The organism is Microbacterium paulum (assembly GCF_015707995.1).
Lineage (GTDB): Bacteria > Actinomycetota > Actinomycetes > Actinomycetales > Microbacteriaceae > Microbacterium > Microbacterium paulum.
In genome coordinates this window covers 19,152-35,803 of sequence record NZ_JAAGRY010000032.1, presented here as the reverse complement: position 1 = coordinate 35,803, position 16,652 = coordinate 19,152, and the positions used below count along the sequence as shown (strand labels likewise).

The 16,652-nt window shown below is 69.6% G+C and carries 16 protein-coding genes; 9 read left to right on the top strand and 7 right to left on the bottom strand.

The window, feature by feature from the left end; all coding sequences use genetic code 11:
- The 7 genes from whiA to G3N18_RS09015 form a co-directional block, all read left to right on the top strand.
- Positions 1–496: DNA-binding protein WhiA (gene whiA, locus G3N18_RS09045; protein ID WP_196383961.1), on the top strand; the 496-nt coding region annotated here is incomplete at its 5' end.
- Between the two features lie 156 nt (positions 497–652).
- Entirely contained in the window at positions 653–1,282 is a 630-nt protein-coding gene (locus G3N18_RS09040; protein WP_196383960.1) for a superoxide dismutase, read from the top strand.
- 134 nt (positions 1,283–1,416) lie between these two features.
- Complete coding sequence (gene gap, locus G3N18_RS09035; RefSeq protein WP_196383959.1) at positions 1,417–2,427, top strand: type I glyceraldehyde-3-phosphate dehydrogenase; 1,011 nt, start codon at positions 1,417–1,419, stop codon at positions 2,425–2,427.
- A gap of 9 nt (positions 2,428–2,436) precedes the next feature.
- Positions 2,437–3,654 carry a phosphoglycerate kinase gene (locus G3N18_RS09030; RefSeq protein WP_196383958.1) on the top strand — a complete coding sequence of 406 codons (1,218 nt, stop codon included), beginning with the start codon at positions 2,437–2,439 and terminating at the stop codon, positions 3,652–3,654.
- Positions 3,654–4,436, top strand: coding sequence for a triose-phosphate isomerase (tpiA, locus tag G3N18_RS09025; protein ID WP_196383957.1), 783 nt, complete (start codon positions 3,654–3,656; stop codon positions 4,434–4,436). The genes G3N18_RS09030 and tpiA overlap by 1 nt, the downstream gene beginning before the upstream one ends.
- Before the next feature lie 119 nt (positions 4,437–4,555).
- Positions 4,556–4,804: a preprotein translocase subunit SecG gene (gene secG / locus G3N18_RS09020; protein WP_196383956.1), complete on the top strand. Its 249-nt coding sequence runs from the start codon at positions 4,556–4,558 to the stop codon at positions 4,802–4,804.
- A complete protein-coding gene (locus G3N18_RS09015; protein ID WP_196383955.1) occupies positions 4,804–5,160 on the top strand; it encodes an RNA polymerase-binding protein RbpA in 357 nt (118 codons plus the stop codon). The genes secG and G3N18_RS09015 overlap by 1 nt, the downstream gene beginning before the upstream one ends.
- 55 nt (positions 5,161–5,215) lie before the next feature.
- Here the strand turns inward: G3N18_RS09015 and pgl are convergent, their stop codons facing one another.
- Genes pgl through tkt form a run of 6 tightly spaced genes read right to left on the bottom strand, consistent with a single transcriptional unit; the run spans position 5,216 to position 13,363 of the window.
- Positions 5,216–5,995, bottom strand: coding sequence for a 6-phosphogluconolactonase (gene pgl / locus G3N18_RS09010; protein WP_196383954.1), 780 nt, complete (start codon positions 5,993–5,995; stop codon positions 5,216–5,218).
- Between the two features lie 8 nt (positions 5,996–6,003).
- Positions 6,004–6,945: a glucose-6-phosphate dehydrogenase assembly protein OpcA gene (locus G3N18_RS09005; RefSeq protein WP_196383953.1), complete on the bottom strand. Its 942-nt coding sequence runs from the start codon at positions 6,943–6,945 to the stop codon at positions 6,004–6,006.
- On the bottom strand, positions 6,942–8,492 hold the full coding sequence (gene zwf / locus G3N18_RS09000; protein ID WP_196383952.1) for a glucose-6-phosphate dehydrogenase: 1,551 nt from the start codon (positions 8,490–8,492) through the stop codon (positions 6,942–6,944). The genes G3N18_RS09005 and zwf overlap by 4 nt, the downstream gene beginning before the upstream one ends.
- A gap of 13 nt (positions 8,493–8,505) precedes the next feature.
- On the bottom strand, positions 8,506–10,140 hold the full coding sequence (locus G3N18_RS08995; RefSeq protein WP_196383951.1) for a glucose-6-phosphate isomerase: 1,635 nt from the start codon (positions 10,138–10,140) through the stop codon (positions 8,506–8,508).
- Entirely contained in the window at positions 10,137–11,273 is a 1,137-nt protein-coding gene (gene tal / locus G3N18_RS08990) for a transaldolase (protein ID WP_196383950.1), read from the bottom strand. Before tal ends, G3N18_RS08995 begins: the two co-directional genes overlap by 4 nt.
- Positions 11,270–13,363 carry a transketolase gene (tkt, locus tag G3N18_RS08985; RefSeq protein WP_420827086.1) on the bottom strand — a complete coding sequence of 698 codons (2,094 nt, stop codon included), beginning with the start codon at positions 13,361–13,363 and terminating at the stop codon, positions 11,270–11,272. The genes tal and tkt overlap by 4 nt, the downstream gene beginning before the upstream one ends.
- A gap of 248 nt (positions 13,364–13,611) precedes the next feature.
- On the opposite strand from tkt, the gene G3N18_RS08980 reads away from it, so the two are divergent.
- Both G3N18_RS08980 and G3N18_RS08975 read left to right on the top strand, forming a co-directional pair.
- Complete coding sequence (locus G3N18_RS08980) at positions 13,612–14,538, top strand: heme o synthase (RefSeq protein WP_196383949.1); 927 nt, start codon at positions 13,612–13,614, stop codon at positions 14,536–14,538.
- A 329-nt stretch (positions 14,539–14,867) separates the two neighbouring features.
- Positions 14,868–15,716, top strand: a complete 849-nt coding sequence (locus G3N18_RS08975) for an endonuclease domain-containing protein (RefSeq protein WP_196383948.1) — start codon at positions 14,868–14,870, stop codon at positions 15,714–15,716.
- Positions 15,717–16,171: 455 nt separating this feature from the next.
- Here G3N18_RS08975 and G3N18_RS08970 read toward each other — a convergent pair whose 3' ends face one another.
- Positions 16,172–16,597, bottom strand: a complete 426-nt coding sequence (locus tag G3N18_RS08970) for a dinucleotide-utilizing enzyme (RefSeq protein WP_196383947.1) — start codon at positions 16,595–16,597, stop codon at positions 16,172–16,174.
- Between the last annotated feature and the right edge of the window lie 55 nt (positions 16,598–16,652).

Here is a 16,652-nt window from a genome sequence, read left to right as displayed (position 1 = left end):
CCTCGTCGGCGCGGCGCACCGGCTGGGCATCTCCGCGAAGGCGCGCGAGGTGCGCGGCGTGCCGCGCGTCGTCGTGCGCGAGGGCGATGCGATCCGCGTCGCGCTCGCCGAGATGGGCGCCGTCCGCACCGCGCAGGCGTGGGAGGAGATGCGCCAGCGCCGCGAGGTGCGCGCCGGGGTGAACCGGCTGGTCAACTTCGACGACGCGAACCTCCGCCGCTCCGCGCAGGCCGCCGTCGCCGCGTGCGCGCGGGTCGAACGCGCCCTCGAGATCCTCGGCGACGAGGTGCCCGAGCACCTCCGCGAGGCGGGGGAGCTGCGCCTGTCGCACCGCGACGCGAGCCTCGACGAGCTGGGCCACCACGCCGATCCGCCGCTGACGAAGGACGCCGTCGCCGGCCGCATCCGTCGCCTGCTGGCGATGGCCGACAAGAAGGCGACCGCCGAGGGCATCCCCGGCACCGAGTCCGCCGTCCCCGAGGGCTTCGAGGACTGACGCGTCCGCGCGCCTGGCGACCCCTCCCCGAGCGGTCGGGCCGTCGCATACCGTCACCCGGGGGAACAACCCCCTGACGAGGGCGTTGCACCTCAATAGGATGGGAATCGTCCCCTCGCCGCGTTCGCAGCGCGGCGCGAACAGGAAGAAGAGAACATGGCGAAGTACACACTGCCCGACCTCCCCTACGATTTCGCAGCGCTCGAGCCGCACATCAGCGGCAAGATCATGCAGCTGCACCACGACAAGCACCACCAGGCCTACGTGACCGGTGCCAACACCGCCCTCGAGCAGCTCGCCGAGGCCCGCGAGACCGGCAACCTGGCGAACGTCAACAAGCTCGAGAAGGACCTCGCGTTCAACCTCGGCGGTCACGTCAACCACTCGATCTTCTGGACGAACCTCGCGCCGGCGAACGACGGCGGCGGCGGAAAGCCCGAGGGCGAGCTCGCGGCGGCGATCGACGAGTTCTTCGGCGGCTTCGACAAGTTCCAGGCGCACTTCACCGCGGCGGCCACCGGCATCCAGGGCTCGGGCTGGGCGGTGCTCAGCTGGGACCCGATCGGCGAGCAGCTGATCATCCAGCAGCTGTTCGACCAGCAGTCCAACACCGCGCAGGGCACGATCCCCGTGTTCCAGCTGGACATGTGGGAGCACGCCTTCTACCTCGACTACCTGAACGTCAAGGCGGACTACGTCAAGGCGGTCTGGAACATCGCCAACTGGGGCAACGTCGCCGAGCGCTTTTCGACGGCTCGCGACAAGACGGTGGGCCTACTCAAGTAGTAGTGTCATGACCAGGTGAGGATGCCGGGTCTCCGCCCGGCGACGGGGGGAGACCCGGCATCCTCTTCTCACATCAGACGATCGCTTCGCGGAGCGCCCGACGGCGGCTGCGGCGACAAGAACCGGGAGACAACGTGTCTGTCAAGATCGGAATCAACGGCTTCGGCCGCATCGGACGTAACTTCCTCCGCGCAGCTCTGGAGCAGGGTGCGGACCTCGACATCGTGGCGGTGAACGACCTCACCGACAACAAGACCCTCGCTCACCTGCTCAAGTACGACTCCGTCGGCGGACGTCTCGACGCCGAGGTCTCGTACGACGCGGACTCGATCACCGTCAACGGCAAGTCGATCAAGGTCTTCGAAGAGCGCGACCCCGCGAACCTCCCCTGGGGCGACCTGGGCGTCGACATCGTCATCGAGTCGACCGGTCGCTTCACCAAGGGCGCAGACGCCGGCAAGCACCTCGCGGGCGGCGCCAAGAAGGTCATCATCTCGGCTCCCGGCACCGATGTCGACGGCACGTTCGTCGTGGGTGTGAACGACGAGTCGTACGACACCGAGACGATGAACATCATCTCTAACGCCTCGTGCACCACGAACTGCCTCGCGCCGCTGGCCAAGGTCTTCAACGACGCGTTCGGCATCGAGCGCGGCTTCATGATGACCGCGCACGCGTACACCGCCGACCAGAACCTGCAGGACGGCCCGCACAGCGACCTGCACCGTGCGCGCGCCGCCGCGCTGAACATCGTTCCCGCCTCGACCGGTGCCGCCAAGGCGATCGGCCTTGTGCTGCCCGAGCTCAATGGCAAGCTGAGCGGCTCGTCGTACCGTGTGCCGATCCCCACGGGCTCGATCGTCGACCTGACGATCATCACCCCCACCGAGGGTCTGACCGTCGAGGCGATCAACGCCGCGTACGAGAAGGCCGCGTCGGAGGGTGAGCTCGTCGGCTACCTGAAGTACAACACCGACCCGATCGTCTCGACCGACATCGTCCACGACCCGCACTCGTCGATCTTCGACGCGGGCCAGACCAACGTCTCGGGCAACCTCGTGAAGGTGTCGGCGTGGTACGACAACGAGTGGGGCTACTCGAACCGCCTCGTCGACCTCGCCGAGCTCGTCGCCGAAAAGCTCTGAGGTTCACTCATGGCTCTGCGTACCCTCGATTCGCTGGGTTCGCTGGCCGGTAAGCGCGTCATCGTCCGTGTTGACTTCAACGTCCCTCTCAAAGAGGGCGTCATCACGGACGATGGCCGTATCCGGGCGGCTCTTCCCACGCTGAACCACCTCATCAACCAGGGCGCCCGCGTCATCGCGTGCTCGCACCTGGGGCGCCCCGACGGCGCACCCGACCCGAAGTACAGCCTCGAGCCGGTGGCTCAGCGCCTCGCCGAACTGCTGGGAAAGCCGGTCGCGTTCGCGACCGACACCGTCGGCGAGTCGGCGCAGAGCGCTGCCGCCGCGCTCGAGGACGGCGACGTCGCGGTGATCGAGAACCTCCGCTTCAACGCGGGCGAGACGGCGAAGGATGCCGGTGAGCGCCGCGCGTTCGCCGAACAGCTCGCCGCCCTCGGTGAGGCTCTCGTCTCGGACGGCTTCGGTGTCGTGCACCGCAAGCAGGCATCGGTGTACGAGCTCGCCGAGATCCTGCCCTCCGCGGCGGGACTGCTGATCGAGAAGGAGGTCGACGTGCTCGACCGCCTCACCGAGAACCCCGAGCGCCCGTACGCGGTCGTCCTCGGCGGATCGAAGGTCAGCGACAAGCTGGGTGTCATCGAGCACCTGCTGCCCCGCGCCGACAAGATCCTCGTCGGCGGCGGAATGATGTTCACGTTCCTCGCCGCGCAGGGTCACAAGGTGGGCAAGAGCCTGCTCGAGGCCGACCAGATCGACACGGTGAAGCGGTACATCCAGACCGCGGCCGACAAGGGCGTGGAGCTGATCCTGCCGGTCGACGCGGTCATGGCATCCGGCTTCGCGGCCGACGCCGACCACGTCGTCGCCGCCGCCGATGCGCTGGAGGACACCCCGTTCGGCGCTGACGGCATGGGTCTCGACATCGGTCCCGACACGGCGACGACGTTCACCGAGGCGATCCGCTCGTCCACCACGGTGTTCTGGAACGGGCCCATGGGCGTGTTCGAGTTCGACGCCTTCGCGGACGGCACCCGCGCCGTCGCGCAGGCGCTCACCGAGGTCGACGGCCTGTCGGTCGTCGGCGGCGGAGACTCCGCCGCAGCGGTTCGCCAGCTCGGATTCCACGACGAGCAGTTCGGTCACATCTCGACCGGCGGTGGAGCGAGCCTGGAGTTCCTGGAGGGCAAGAAGCTCCCCGGGCTGGAAGTCCTCGGATGGGAGAGCTGATGGCGCGCACACCGCTCATCGCCGGCAACTGGAAGATGAACCTCGACCACCTGCAGGCGGTCGCCTTCGTGCAGAAGCTGCACTGGACGCTGAAGGATGCCGCGCACGACGAGAACTCCGTCGAGGTCGCGCTGTTCCCACCGTTCACCAACCTGCGCACCGTGCAGATCCTGATCGACGCCGACAAGGTCCCGTTCGTGTTGGGCGCCCAGGACCTGTCCACGCACGACTCCGGGGCCTACACGGGGGAGGTGTCGGGGGTCTTCCTCGACAAGCTCGCCTGCCGCTACGTCATCGTCGGGCACTCCGAGCGTCGCGACTACCACCACGAGACGGATGCGATCGTGGCGGAGAAGGTGCAGGCGGCCCTCCGCAACCACCTCGTACCGGTGATCTGCGTCGGCGAGACGCTGGAGCAGCGCGAAGAGTCGGGTCCCACCGCGGTCTCGGTCGCGCAGCTGCAGGTCGCCCTGGAGGGCGTGCCCGCCGATGCCGACGTCGTCGTGGCGTACGAACCCGTCTGGGCGATCGGTACCGGCCAGGTCGCCTCGCCCGAACAGGCGCAGGAGGTCTGTGCGGCGTTGCGTGCCGTCGTCGCCGAGAAGCTCGGGGACGACGCGGCAGCACGCACCCGCATCCTCTACGGCGGCTCGGTGAAGTCGGGGAACGTCGCGAGCTTCCTGCGCGAGCCCGATGTCGACGGCGCGCTCGTCGGAGGGGCGAGCATCGTCGTCGACGAGTTCGCCGCGATCATCCGCTACCAGAAGCACGTCGGGGTCTGACCCCGAGACAGGCCCGGGGCCGCTTCGGCCCCGGGCCTGTCGCATGCCGACGCGTCGCCGCCCGGTATAATCGACCCTTGTGCGCCCTACCGCGGGCGCTGCGAAAGGCTTCATCGACTGTGGACATCCTCGAGTTCGTCATGCAGGTGGTGCTCGGCATCACGAGCCTCCTGCTGACCCTTCTGATCCTCCTGCACAAGGGGCGCGGTGGCGGCCTGTCCGACATGTTCGGTGGCGGCATGAGCTCCGCGATGGGGTCATCGGGCCTCGCGGAACGCAACCTCAACCGCTTCACGGTGGTGCTCGCCCTCGTGTGGTTCGTCTCGATCGTGGCCCTCGGCCTGATCACGAAATTCCAGGGGATCTGATGGCAACCGGAGGAAACGCGATCCGCGGCACCCGTGTGGGGGCGGGCCCCATGGGGGAGCAGGACCACGGACACCACGCCGACCGCGTCGCGGTGTCGTACTGGGATGCCCTCGGCAACGAGACCGTCCGCTACTTCGCCGCCGGCATCGCCGACGAAGAGATCCCCGAGGTCATCGACTCGCCCCACTCGGGTCTTCCCGCCGGGCGCGACAAGGCGAACCCGCCGGCGCTCGCGAAGACCGAGCCCTACAAGACCCACCTCGCGTACGTGAAGGAGCGTCGCACCGAAGAAGAGGCCGACGCTCTCCTCGACGACGCGCTGCAGCAGCTGCGCGAGCGCCGCGGCCAGGCCTGACCCGCCTCGCCGACCCACTGTTGATCGAGTGCCGGCGCGACCGGTGGGGCTCGACTCAGAACTCCTGGTCGATGAGCTCGGGCGGGACGTTGGCGGCGGCAGCCTCGTCGACGAAGAAGAGCGTGCGCTTGCGGCCCTTCGCGCCTGCTGCGGGGACGCTCTCATAACTCGCACCCGCGAGAGCGAGCCCCAGGGCCGCGGCCTTGTCGGTGCCCGAGACGACGAGCCACACGCACCGCGCTGAGTTCAGCACGGGACGCGTGAGCGTCAGCCGCTCCGACGGGGGCTTGGGCGCGCCGGAGACCGGCAGCACGACGGCATCCGTCGACTGGATCTCACCGCGGTCGGGGAACAGCGAGGCGATGTGGCCGTCCGGACCGACGCCGAGGAAGCACACGTAGAACGACGGCCACTCCTGGTCGTCGGCCGCGAACATCGCGAGCTCGCCCGCGTACGCTTCGGCCGCGGCCGCCATGTCAACGCCGCTGTCGGCGCCCGCCATCGCGTGCACGTTCTCGGCCGGGATGTCGATGTGGTCGATCAGCGCGCGATGCGCCCGCACGTCGTTGCGCTCGGGGTCGGATGCCGGCAGGAACAACTCGTCGCCCCACCACAGGTGCACGGTCGACCAGTCGACCTTCGTGCGCGCGGGACTCGCACCGGCGGCGCGCAGCACAGCCGTGCCGATGACGCCGCCGGTGAGCAGCACGTGGCTCGTCTTCCCCGCGCCTGAGCGGCGCGCGAGCCGCTCGAGGAGACGCCCGGCGACAGCGGAAGCCAGGGTCTGCGCGTCGGGGCTGATCACGACACGTTTCTCGGTCCACAGCTGCGCCATCGCGACTCCTACGACTCGGTGGTGGTCGGGGGCCCGAGGAGCTCCCAGCCCTCCGTGATCACTCGACCATACAGGACGTCCGGATCCAGCCGACGCAACTCCTCGGCGAGGCACTCGCGCAGGGTGCGGCGCGGCAGCACGATGTCGTGCGACGGCTGTCCCGGCTGGGTGAGAGTCGCGTCGATGTCGTTGCTGCGCTGCAGCAGGATGTCGCCACTGGGACGCGTGAGACGGACGAACTGGATGCCGTGCTCCCACTCGTCGGGGTCAGCCGAGCGCCAGCTCACGGGCACGTCCAGCTTGAGCCGCAACCACGCGGCCATCAGTCCCGTGGAGGGGGAGCTGCCGGCGCCCACGACTTCGACGGCCGTGACCGGCTCGTACGGAGGCTGGTCCAGCACGGCGGCGAGCTGCTCACGCCAGCGCGTCAGACGAGTCCAGGCGAGATCGGTGTCGCCGGGTGCGTAGGTCGCACCCAGTTGGCTGAGCCGGGTCTTCGCGAACGGCGGTGTCGACGCATCCGTGATGCGACGCTGCGCGACACGTCCCACTTCGGAGGTCGAGGGGGAGGCCGGCGGGTGATCGGGCCACCACGCGACAACCGGAGCGTCAGGCAGCAGCAGGCCGGTGATGAGACCCTCCTGGCTCGCCGCGGCGGGACCATGTGCGCGCAGCACGATGACCTCGCTCGCGCCGGCGTCGCCGCCCACGCGAATCTGCGCGTCGAGCTTCGGCTCGCCCGTGGGATCGGCGATCAGCACGATGACGCGCATCGGGTGCTCGCGGGAGGCGTCGTTGGCGGCCTCGATGGCTTCTTCCTGCAGGCCGTGGGCCGTCACGATGACGAGGGTCAGCACGCGCCCCAGCGCGACCGCACCGCCCTCTTCACGCACGCTCACGAGCGAGCGCGCGATCTTCGAGACGGTGGTATCGGGCAGATCGACGATCATGGACGCCTCCAGACGCGGCCGTCGCGGGCCAGGAGCTCATTGGCGGAAGAGGGGCCCCATGAACCGGGGGCGTACTGCTCGAGCGGACCACCGACGGCGGCCCAGTACTCCTCGACGGGGTCGACGATCTTCCACGACAGTTCGACCTCTTCGTGACGGGGGAACAGCGGTGGGTCGCCGAGCAGGACATCCAGGATGAGGCGCTCGTACGCCTCGGGGCTGGACTCGGTGAAGGCGTGCCCGTAGCCGAAGTCCATCGTGACGTCGCGCACCTCATTCGCCGCGCCGGGAACCTTCGAGCCGAACCGGATCGTGACGCCCTCGTCGGGCTGCACGCGGATCACGAGCGCGTTCTGGCCGAGCTCGAGCGTCTGATTGCGCTGGAACAGGTGCTGCGGCGCGCGCTTGAAGACGACCGCGATCTCCGTGACGCGGCGACCGAGGCGCTTGCCCGCGCGCAGGTAGAACGGGACGCCCGCCCAGCGGCGCGTGCCGATCTCGAGCTTGATGGCCGCGTACGTCTCCGTCGTCGACTCGGGGTTGATGCCGTCCTCTTCGAGGAAGCCGGTGACCTCCTCGCCGCCCTGCCAGCCCCCGGCGTACTGTCCGCGGGCAGTCGCGGTGGACAGGTCCTCCGGCAGGCGGACCGCGGCGAGCACCTTCTCCTTCTCGGCGCGCAGGTGCGAGGCATCCATCGAGATGGGCTCCTCCATCGCGGTCAGAGCCAGCAGCTGCAGGAGGTGGTTCTGGATGACGTCGCGCGCGGCGCCGATGCCGTCGTAGTACCCGGCGCGGCCGCCGACGCCGATGTCCTCGGCCATCGTGATCTGCACGTGGTCGACGTAGTTGGCGTTCCAGATCGGTTCGTAGAGCTCGTTGGCGAAGCGCAGCGCGAGGATGTTCTGCACCGTCTCCTTGCCGAGGTAGTGGTCGATGCGGAAGATCGAGTCGGCCGGGAACGCGACCTCGAGGCCCGCGTTCAGCTCTCGCGCGGACTGCAGGTCGGAGCCGAACGGCTTCTCGATGACGACACGGCGCCAGGCATCCGGATTGTTCACCTTGTCGTCGACGAGACCGGAGTCCTTCAGCTGCTTCGTGACGATCGGGAAGTCACGCGGCGGGATCGACAGGTAGAACGCGTGGTTTCCCATCGTGCCGCGTTCGACGTCGAGCTTCTCGACCGTCTCCCGCAGGCGGCGGAACGCGTCGGCGTCGCCGAACTCGCCGGAGACGAAGCGGATCCCCTGCAGCAGCTGCTTCCACGTCTCCTCGCGGAAGGGCGTACGCGCGTACTGACGCACGGAATCGTGTACGACCTCGGCGAAGTCCTGGTCCTCCCAGTCGCGCCGGGCGAACCCGACGAGCGCGAAGCCCGGGGGGAGCAGGCCGCGGTTGGCGAGGTCGTAGACGGCGGGCATGAGCTTCTTGCGTGACAGGTCTCCTGTCACGCCGAAGATGACCAGCGCGCTCGGACCGGCGATGCGGTTCAGGCGGCGGTCATCGGGGTCGCGCAGCGGATTGTGCCCGCGCGAGATCTCGACAGTCATCGGTGCAGAACTCCTATTGGGCTGCTTCGAACAGCGCGAGCACGTCGGCCTGCGCATCGGTGAGGGTGAGGGTGACCACGGGTCGCCCGTGCGCGGCGAGGACCGCCGCGTCGCCCGCGGCCTGCGCCGCGATCAGCTGCCCGAACGTGAACGGGCGCCCGGGGATCTCGAGGTCGACGTCGCCCGGGCCGATGATCTGCAGGAACACGCCCTCGGCGGGACCACCCTTGTGGTACTGCCCGGTCGAGTGGAGGAAACGGGGCCCCCAGCCGAACGTCGTGGGGCGGCGGCTGTCGGCCGCGACGAGCTCGCGGAGCCCCGCGAGCTGCGGCACGGCGAGGCGGTCGACGTAGGCCTGGATCGACACGTAGCCGGTCGGCGAGAGGCGCGCCCACAAGGCATCCAGCACCCCCTCGAGCGTCTGCGCCTCGACGAGTGCGATGTCGGAGACGCGCACCTCGATGCCCCCCGCGCGGAACGCCGCCTCGCCGACCTCGGGCCGGGCCTCGAGCAGACCGCGCGCGGCCTCCTTCGCGGACTCGACGTCGGGCTGGTCGAACGGGTTGATGCCGAGCAGGCGCCCCGCGATGGCGGTCGCGTACTCCCAGACGACGAACTGCGCACCGAGCGATCCGCTGATGAGGATCTCGCCCGGGTGCTGCTCGATGAGGCGGAAGTGCACGGCGTCGTCGACCAGGCGCACGAGCTGCAGGTCGGAGGGCGCGAGCTCGGGGTCCGCCTCGGGGGAGAGCGGCTGCAGCACGACGGGCAGGATGCCTGTGCCGTTCTTACCCGTCGACTCGGCGACGAGCTGCTCGATCCAGTCGGGGAGGCCCACGATGTGCGTGCCGTCGGTGATGAGACCGAGCTTGTCGCGGCGCGGCTCGCCGTCGGCGGTGCCGGCGATCGCGGCCGCGAGGATGAGCGCGGGGTTGCGCGCGTCGTCGATCGACACCTCGAGCAGGGTCGCGTCGGCCTCGTCGAGGATCTCCGAGACGTCGACGCCCGCGAGCCCGGCCGGCACGAGACCGAACGCGGTCAGGGCCGAGTAGCGGCCGCCGACGTTCGGGTCGGCGTTGAAGACGCGGTAGCCCGCCTCGCGCGCCGAGACGTCGAGCGGCGATCCCGGGTCGGTGACCACGACGATGTGCGCGGCGGGGTCGATGCCGAGGTCGGTCCACGCCGCCTCGAACGCGCGACGGGCCGAATCGGTCTCGATCGTCGAGCCGGACTTCGACGAGACGACGAGCACCGTCTCGGCCAGGCCGCCCTGCTCGGCGTCGCCGTCGATCGCGGCGAGCACCTGACCGGGGGCGGTGGAGTCGAGAATCACGAGCGGCAGGTTCGCGGTCGCCGTGATCACCTCGGGCGCGAGCGACGAGCCCCCCATGCCGGCGAGCACCACGCGGGTGATGCCACGCTCGCTCAGCTCCGCGCGGAGCGCCTCGATCTCGGGGACGAGCGGGCGCGAGACCGAGACGGCCTCGACCCAACCGAGCCGGCGTGCGGCCTCGGGAGCCGCCTCGGGCCCCCACAGGTCGGGGTCGCCGGCGGTGATGCCGCTCGCGATGAGCGAGTCGACGAGCCCCGGCAGCGTCTGGTCGACAACGTCCTTGACGTGGCCGGAGACATGGATCTCGAAGCTCACTGCGCGTTCTCCGCGGCGTTCTGCGGCGCGCTCTCGAGCGCCGTGGCGACGGTCTTCTTGAGGTCTTGCCACGACGCGATGAACTTCGCGACGCCCTCGTCTTCGAGCACCTGGGTGACGTCGGCGATGTCGACGCCGAGCGCCGCCAGTTGAGCGAACACGAGCTGCGCGTCGTCGTAGTGGTCGGTGATCGTGTCGCCGGTGATGACGCCGTGGTCGAACGTGGCCTCGAGGGTCTTCTCGGGCATCGTGTTGACGGTGCCGGGGGCGACGAGCTCGGTCACGTACAGCGTGTCGGGGAGGGCCGGGTCCTTGACGCCGGTGGATGCCCAGAGCGGCCGCTGCACGTTGCCGCCGGCGGCGACGAGCTCCTGTGCGCGCGGGGTGGCGAAGCGCTTCTCGAACAGCTGGTACGCGAGGCGGGCGTTCGCGAGCCCCGCCTTGCCCTTCAGCGCCTCGGCCTCTTCGCTGCGGTAGAGCGACAGCCGCTTGTCAACCTCGGTGTCCACGCGCGAGACGAAGAACGAGGCAACGGAGTGGATGCCAGCCAGGTCGCGCCCGTTCTTCTTCGCCTGCTCGAGACCGGCGAGGTACGCGTCGATGACCTCGCCGTAGCGCTCCAGCGAGAAGATCAGGGTGACGTTGACCGAGATGCCCTCGGCGAGCGTCGCGGTGATCGCCGGGAGTCCGGCCTTCGTCGCGGGGATCTTGATCAGTGCGTTCGGGCGGTCGACCTTCGCCCAGAGCTTCTTCGCCTCGGCGGAGGTGGCGTCGGTGTCGTGCGCCAGGTCGGGGGAGACCTCGATCGAGACGCGTCCGTCGAGGGTGCCGGTGGCGTCGTAGACGGGGCGGAAGATGTCCGCGGCATCCCGCACATCGGTCGTCGTCAGCTCGAAGATCGCGGTGTCGACGTCGGCGCCGGCGGACGCCAGGGCCGCGAGCGGCGCGTCGTACGAGTCGTCGTTCTGGTTGCCGATCGCCGCTTGGAAGATCGACGGGTTCGTGGTGACACCGGTGACATTCCGGGTCGAGATCAGCTCGGCGAGGTTGCCGGAGTCGATGCGCGAGCGCGACAGGTCGTCGAGCCAGATGCTGACGCCGGCGGCGGACAGATCTTCGGTGGGGGTGCTCATGCGTTGTTCTCCTTGACAGTGGCGCGTGCGGCCTCGACGACCGCATCGGCGGTGATGCCGAACTTCTCGAACAGGGTCTTGTAGTCGGCGGAGGCGCCGAAGTGGTCGATGCCGACCGAGCGGCCGGTGTCGCCGACGATGCCGCGCCACAGCGGGGTGGAGCCGGCCTCGACCGACACGCGCGCCGTGACGGCGGCGGGGAGCACGCTCTCGCGGTACGCCGCATCCTGCTCGGCGAACCACTCCAGCGAGGGCGCCGACACGACGCGCGCGGCGATGCCCTCGGCGGCGAGGGTCTCGCGCGCCTGCACGGCGAGTTGCACCTCGGAGCCGGTCGCGATGAGGATCACGTCGGGGGTGCCGTTCTCGGCATCCACCAGCACGTAGGCGCCCTTCGCGACGCCGTCGGTCGTCGCGAACCCGTCGATGCCGCGGGGGAACACCGGCACGTTCTGCCGGGTGAGGGCGATGCCGACCGGGCCGCCAGAGGTACGGCGGACGATCTCGAGCCACGCGGCGGAGGTCTCGTTCGCGTCGGCGGGGCGCACCACGGTGAAGTTCGGGATGAGCCGCAGCGTCGACAGCTGCTCGACCGGCTGGTGGGTCGGGCCGTCCTCGCCGAGCGCGACCGAGTCGTGCGTCCAGACGAAGATCGACGGGATGTCCATGAGCGCGGCGAGGCGCACCGGGGGGCGCATGTAGTCGCTGAAGATCAGGAACGTGCCGCCGAACGGACGGGTCGGTCCGTGCAGCTTGATGCCGTTGACGATCGCGCCCATGGCGTGCTCGCGGATGCCGAAGTGCAGCACGCGACCGTACGGGTCGCCCGACCACTCGTGGGTCGACCACTCGGCGGGGATGAAGCTCTTGGCATCCTTGATCGTCGTCAGGTTCGACTCGGCGAGGTCCGCCGACCCGCCCCACAGCTCCGGGAGCTGCGCGGCGAGGGCGTTGATGACCTGGCCCGACGCGGCGCGCGTGGAGACGTCCTTGCCCGATGCGAACGTGGGCGCTTCGAGGTCCGCGGGGAGCTCGCCGGCCTCGAGCCGGTCGAGGAGGGCCTTCCGCTCCGGGTTCGCCGCGGCCCACGCGTCGAAGTCCTTCTGCCAGGCGGCGCGCGCCTCGGTGGCGCGATCCTGCAGCTCGCGGGTGTGCGCGATCACGTCGTCGGCGACGACGAAGCTCTGCTCCGGATCGAAGCCGAGCACCTTCTTCGTCGCGGCCAGCTCGTCGGCGCCGAGCGCGGACCCGTGGATCTTGCCGGAGTTCTGCTTGCCGGGGCTCGGCCAGCCGATGATCGTCTTCAGGATGATCATCGACGGCTTCGACGTCTCGCCCTTCGCGGCCTCGATCGCCGCGTACAGCTCGGCCACGTCTTCGACGTACTCGCCGGTCTTCTTCCAGTCGACGGTCTGCACCTGCCAGCCGTACGCCTCGTAGCGCTTGGCGACGTCTTCGGTGAACGCGACGTTCGTGTCGTCTTCGATCGAGATCTGGTTCGAGTCGTAGATCGCGATGAGGTTGCCGAGCTTCTGGTGGCCGGCGAGGCTGGATGCCTCGGAGGTGACGCCCTCCTGCAGGTCGCCGTCACTGGCGATCACGTAGACGAAGTGGTCAAACGGGCTCGTGCCGGCAGCGGCCTCGGGGTCGAACAGCCCGCGCTCGTAGCGCGCCGCGTACGCGAAGCCGACGGCGGAGGAGAGGCCCTGACCCAGCGGGCCGGTCGTGATCTCGACGCCCTTCGTGTGGCCGTACTCGGGGTGCCCCGGAGTGAGCGAGCCCCACGTGCGGAGGGCCTCGAGGTCGCTGAGCTCGAGACCGAAGCCGCCGAAGTACAGCTGCACGTACTGGGTGAGCGACGAGTGCCCCGCCGAGAGGATGAACCGGTCACGGCCCAGCCAGTGGGTATCGGACGGGTCGTGACGCAGCACGCGCTGATACAGCAGGTACGCCGCCGGCGCCAGGCTCATCGCCGTGCCGGGGTGGCCGTTGCCGACCTTCTCCACGGCATCGGCGGCCAGCACGCGGGCGGTGTCCACCGCGCGCCGATCGATGTCTTCCCAGTCCAGGACGGTGTTCAGCTCGGCCACGCGGTCGCCTTTCTGCAAGAGCGCCCACGCCGGTCGGTTGCCTCGAAGAGAAGGGGGAGGGGATCGGCGAATCGGGCGCGCGTATGTGCCTCCAGCATATCGAAGCGGTATGCCGTCGGGGCGATGCATGACGCCGAGCGGCAAGGTCTCGACGCGTGGGGGATGGTGGGCGGATGCCCCCGCCGGCCGTCGGCCGTCCGCGGCCATGACGTAGACTGACGGGGAATTTCCAGACAGCGGCGGGGGAGATGGACATCACGACGACCCAGAGCGGTGAACGCGCCACCACCGGGCGCGATCTGCGTCGCACCGTCGCCGCCTACGTCACCCTCACCAAGCCTCGCGTGCTCGAGCTGCTGCTGGTGACGACCGTGCCGGTGATGATCCTCGCGCAGGGCGGCATGCCGAACCTCTGGCTCGTGCTCGCCACGACGATCGGCGGCGCGATGAGCGCCGGCTCGGCGGCCGCGTTCAACATGTACCTCGACCGCGACATCGATGCGCACATGCACCGCACCGAGAACCGTCCGCTCGTGACGGGCGAGATCTCGCCGCGTGCGGGTCTCGTGTTCGCCTGGGTGCTGGCCGTGGCGTCCACCGTCTGGCTGCTCGCGACCACCAACTGGCTCGCCGCGACCTTGAGCGTCGTCGCCATCTTCTTCTACGTCGTGATCTACACGATGGTGCTCAAGCGCCGCACCGAGCAGAACATCGTGTGGGGCGGCATCGCCGGATGCTTCCCGGTGCTGATCGGCTGGTCGGCGGTGACCGGGTCGCTCACCTGGACGCCCTTCATCCTCTTCTTGCTCGTCTTCCTCTGGACGCCGCCGCACTACTGGCCGCTGTCGATGAAGTACAAGGGCGACTACGCCGAAGCCGACGTGCCGATGCTCGGCGCGACGCGCAACGGCGTGCAGGTGGGCCTGCAGGTGATCCTGTACGCGTGGGCGACCGTGGCGTGCTCGCTGCTGCTCATCCCCGTCGCCGGCATGGGACTCGTCTACACCGTGTCGGCGGTCGTGTTCGGCGGGTGGTTCGTCTACGAATCGCACGTGCTTTACAACCGCGCCGTGCGCGGCGAGCAGATCAAGCCGATGCGCGTCTTCCACGCCTCGATCACCTACCTCACGCTGCTCTTCCTCGCGATCGCCGTCGACCCGCTGCTCCCGTTCTGACCCGCGCCGCGCGCGTGCGCGGTGGGGTTTGCGGCGTGCGGGCGTGCGTTGCGGCGGAGATCTGCTGAACTGCGGATGCTTGGGTGTGAGGCATCCGCAGTTGTGCGGATCTCCGCGGTTGTGCGGGAGTCGCGCAGCGCGGCGGGGGTGCGTTGCGGCGGAGATCTACCGTGTTGCGGATGCCTGGGCGTGAGGCATCCGCGGTTGTGCGGATCTCCGCGGTTGCGCGAGGCCGCGCCGCCTCCTCCCCAGGGAGCGAATCGGGCGAGTTCTGCACAATCGGGCTGCGGGTGGCGACGCGCACCGCCGGGCTTCGCCACGATGGCGAGATGGATGTCGCCACCCACCCCCCATTGATCGCGCTGCGCGATGCCGTGGGCGCGCGCGGTGGGGTCGCGCGCACCGTGACGCTGATCCGTGCCGGGCATTCGCGCGCCCGCATCGGGGTCGCGCTCGACGCGGGACTTCTCGTCCGCGTGCGACGAGGATGGGTCGCGCTCCCCGGTGCCGACGCCGAACTCGTCGCCGCCGCGCGTGGTGCCGTGGTGCTCACGTGCGTGACCGCGGCGCGGCGTCTGGGGCTCTGGGTGCTCGCCGAGGATCGCTGCCACGTCGCCGCCGACCCGCACCGTGGCGGTCCTGCGCCCGAGCGGGCGACCGTGCACTGGGCGAGACCGCTGGTTCCACGGGGCATCGACGAACTCGTCGACCCGATCGAGAACGTGCTCGCGACCGTTGCCTCGTGTCAACCGCACGAGGCCGCCCTCACCGTCTGGGACTCGGCCGTGCGCCAGGGGCTGGTCTCGAAAGCGGAGCTCGGCAGGCTTCCCCTCGGTCCGGCGGCGCGCGCGCTGCTCGATGCGGTCGAGGAATACACCGATTCGGGGATCGAGACGCTCTTCCGAGTGAGATTGCGCTGGCTGCGCGTGCGGATTCTGCACCAGATCTGGCTCGCCGGTCACCGTGCGGACTTCTTGCTCGGCGAGCGGCTCGTGGTGCAGATCGACGGTGGACATCACGTCGACGGGCAGCGGGCGACCGACCTCGCGCACGACGCGGCCCTCATGCTGCAGGGGTACCACGTGCTGCGTTTCACCTACGCGCAGATCGTCGGCGACTGGCCCGCGGTGCAGAGCGCCATCATGCGCGCCGTCGCGCAGCGGCTCCACCTCGCCTGACCTCGCGACCTCCATCCGCAATCGCGGAGTGCTGTGGTTCTGCGGATGCCTGTGGTCGAGGCATCCGCAGTTGTGCAGATGTCCGCAGTTACGCCGCGGGCGGGGAGAGGAGAGCTGTGCACTGTCACGGAGTGCTGTGGTTCTGCGGATGCCGGGGTTGAGGCATCCGCAATTGTGCAGATGTCCGCAGTTACGCCGCGCGCGGGGAGGGGAGAGCTGTGCGCAGTGGCGGAGTTCTGCGGTTCTGCGGATGCCTGGGTGCGAGGCATCCGCAATTGTGCAGATGTCCGCAGGTGTGCGGCGCAGCGCGGCGCGGCGCGGCGCGACCGCGGGGCGCACGCAGAACCGCGGAGATCTGCACTGCTGCGGATCGATGCCGTCGAGGCATCCGCAATTGTGCAGATCTCCGCGGTTGCGGGCGCGGGTGCGGGGCCGGGCGAGACCCGGCCCGCGCGTCAGGCGCGGGGAGTGTCGGAGCGGAGGGCGTCCGAGGCGACGGTGTCGGTGACGGTCGGCTCGACGACCGGCTCGGCGACGGGAGCGACGGGTGCAACGGGCGCGACCTCGACGACCTCTTCCTCCCACGCGACGGGCTCGACGACCGTGACGACGTCGGCGGCGGGCGCGACGACCGAGCGCAGCGCGCCGAGGGTCAGGGCGAGGGCGAGGCCCACGAAGCCGGCGCCGGCGAGGATCGCGCCCGAGACGGCCCAGATCTGACCGGCGTACACCTCGACGCCGGTCGCGGTCCCGTCGGTGAGTGTCGTCGCCATCGTGTTCAGCTTCGAGATGAGCAGGAATGCGCCGCCGGCGATCGCGACGACGGAGCCGCCCACGAGCACCCAGAACGGGATGCTGCGGCTGAGGCGGGTGGTGGACATGCGGGACTCCTTCTGTCGTGCCGACGCACACGCGACGACTCTTCGACTATCTGCG

What these genes read in the sequence shown, in the direction of transcription:
- G3N18_RS09040 (WP_196383960.1), top strand. Translation starts at nt 653, where the DNA reads ATGGCGAAGTACACACTGCCCGACCTCCCCTACGATTTCGCAGCGCTC.
- G3N18_RS09030 (WP_196383958.1), top strand. Translation starts at nt 2,437, where the DNA reads ATGGCTCTGCGTACCCTCGATTCGCTGGGTTCGCTGGCCGGTAAGCGC.
- tpiA (WP_196383957.1), top strand. Translation starts at nt 3,654, where the DNA reads ATGGCGCGCACACCGCTCATCGCCGGCAACTGGAAGATGAACCTCGAC.
- G3N18_RS09015 (WP_196383955.1), top strand. Translation starts at nt 4,804, where the DNA reads ATGGCAACCGGAGGAAACGCGATCCGCGGCACCCGTGTGGGGGCGGGC.
- pgl (WP_196383954.1), bottom strand. Translation starts at nt 5,995, where the DNA reads ATGGCGCAGCTGTGGACCGAGAAACGTGTCGTGATCAGCCCCGACGCG.
- G3N18_RS09005 (WP_196383953.1), bottom strand. Translation starts at nt 6,945, where the DNA reads ATGATCGTCGATCTGCCCGATACCACCGTCTCGAAGATCGCGCGCTCG.
- zwf (WP_196383952.1), bottom strand. Translation starts at nt 8,492, where the DNA reads ATGACTGTCGAGATCTCGCGCGGGCACAATCCGCTGCGCGACCCCGAT.
- tal (WP_196383950.1), bottom strand. Translation starts at nt 11,273, where the DNA reads ATGAGCACCCCCACCGAAGATCTGTCCGCCGCCGGCGTCAGCATCTGG.
- G3N18_RS08980 (WP_196383949.1), top strand. Translation starts at nt 13,612, where the DNA reads ATGGACATCACGACGACCCAGAGCGGTGAACGCGCCACCACCGGGCGC.
- G3N18_RS08975 (WP_196383948.1), top strand. Translation starts at nt 14,868, where the DNA reads ATGGATGTCGCCACCCACCCCCCATTGATCGCGCTGCGCGATGCCGTG.
- G3N18_RS08970 (WP_196383947.1), bottom strand. Translation starts at nt 16,597, where the DNA reads ATGTCCACCACCCGCCTCAGCCGCAGCATCCCGTTCTGGGTGCTCGTG.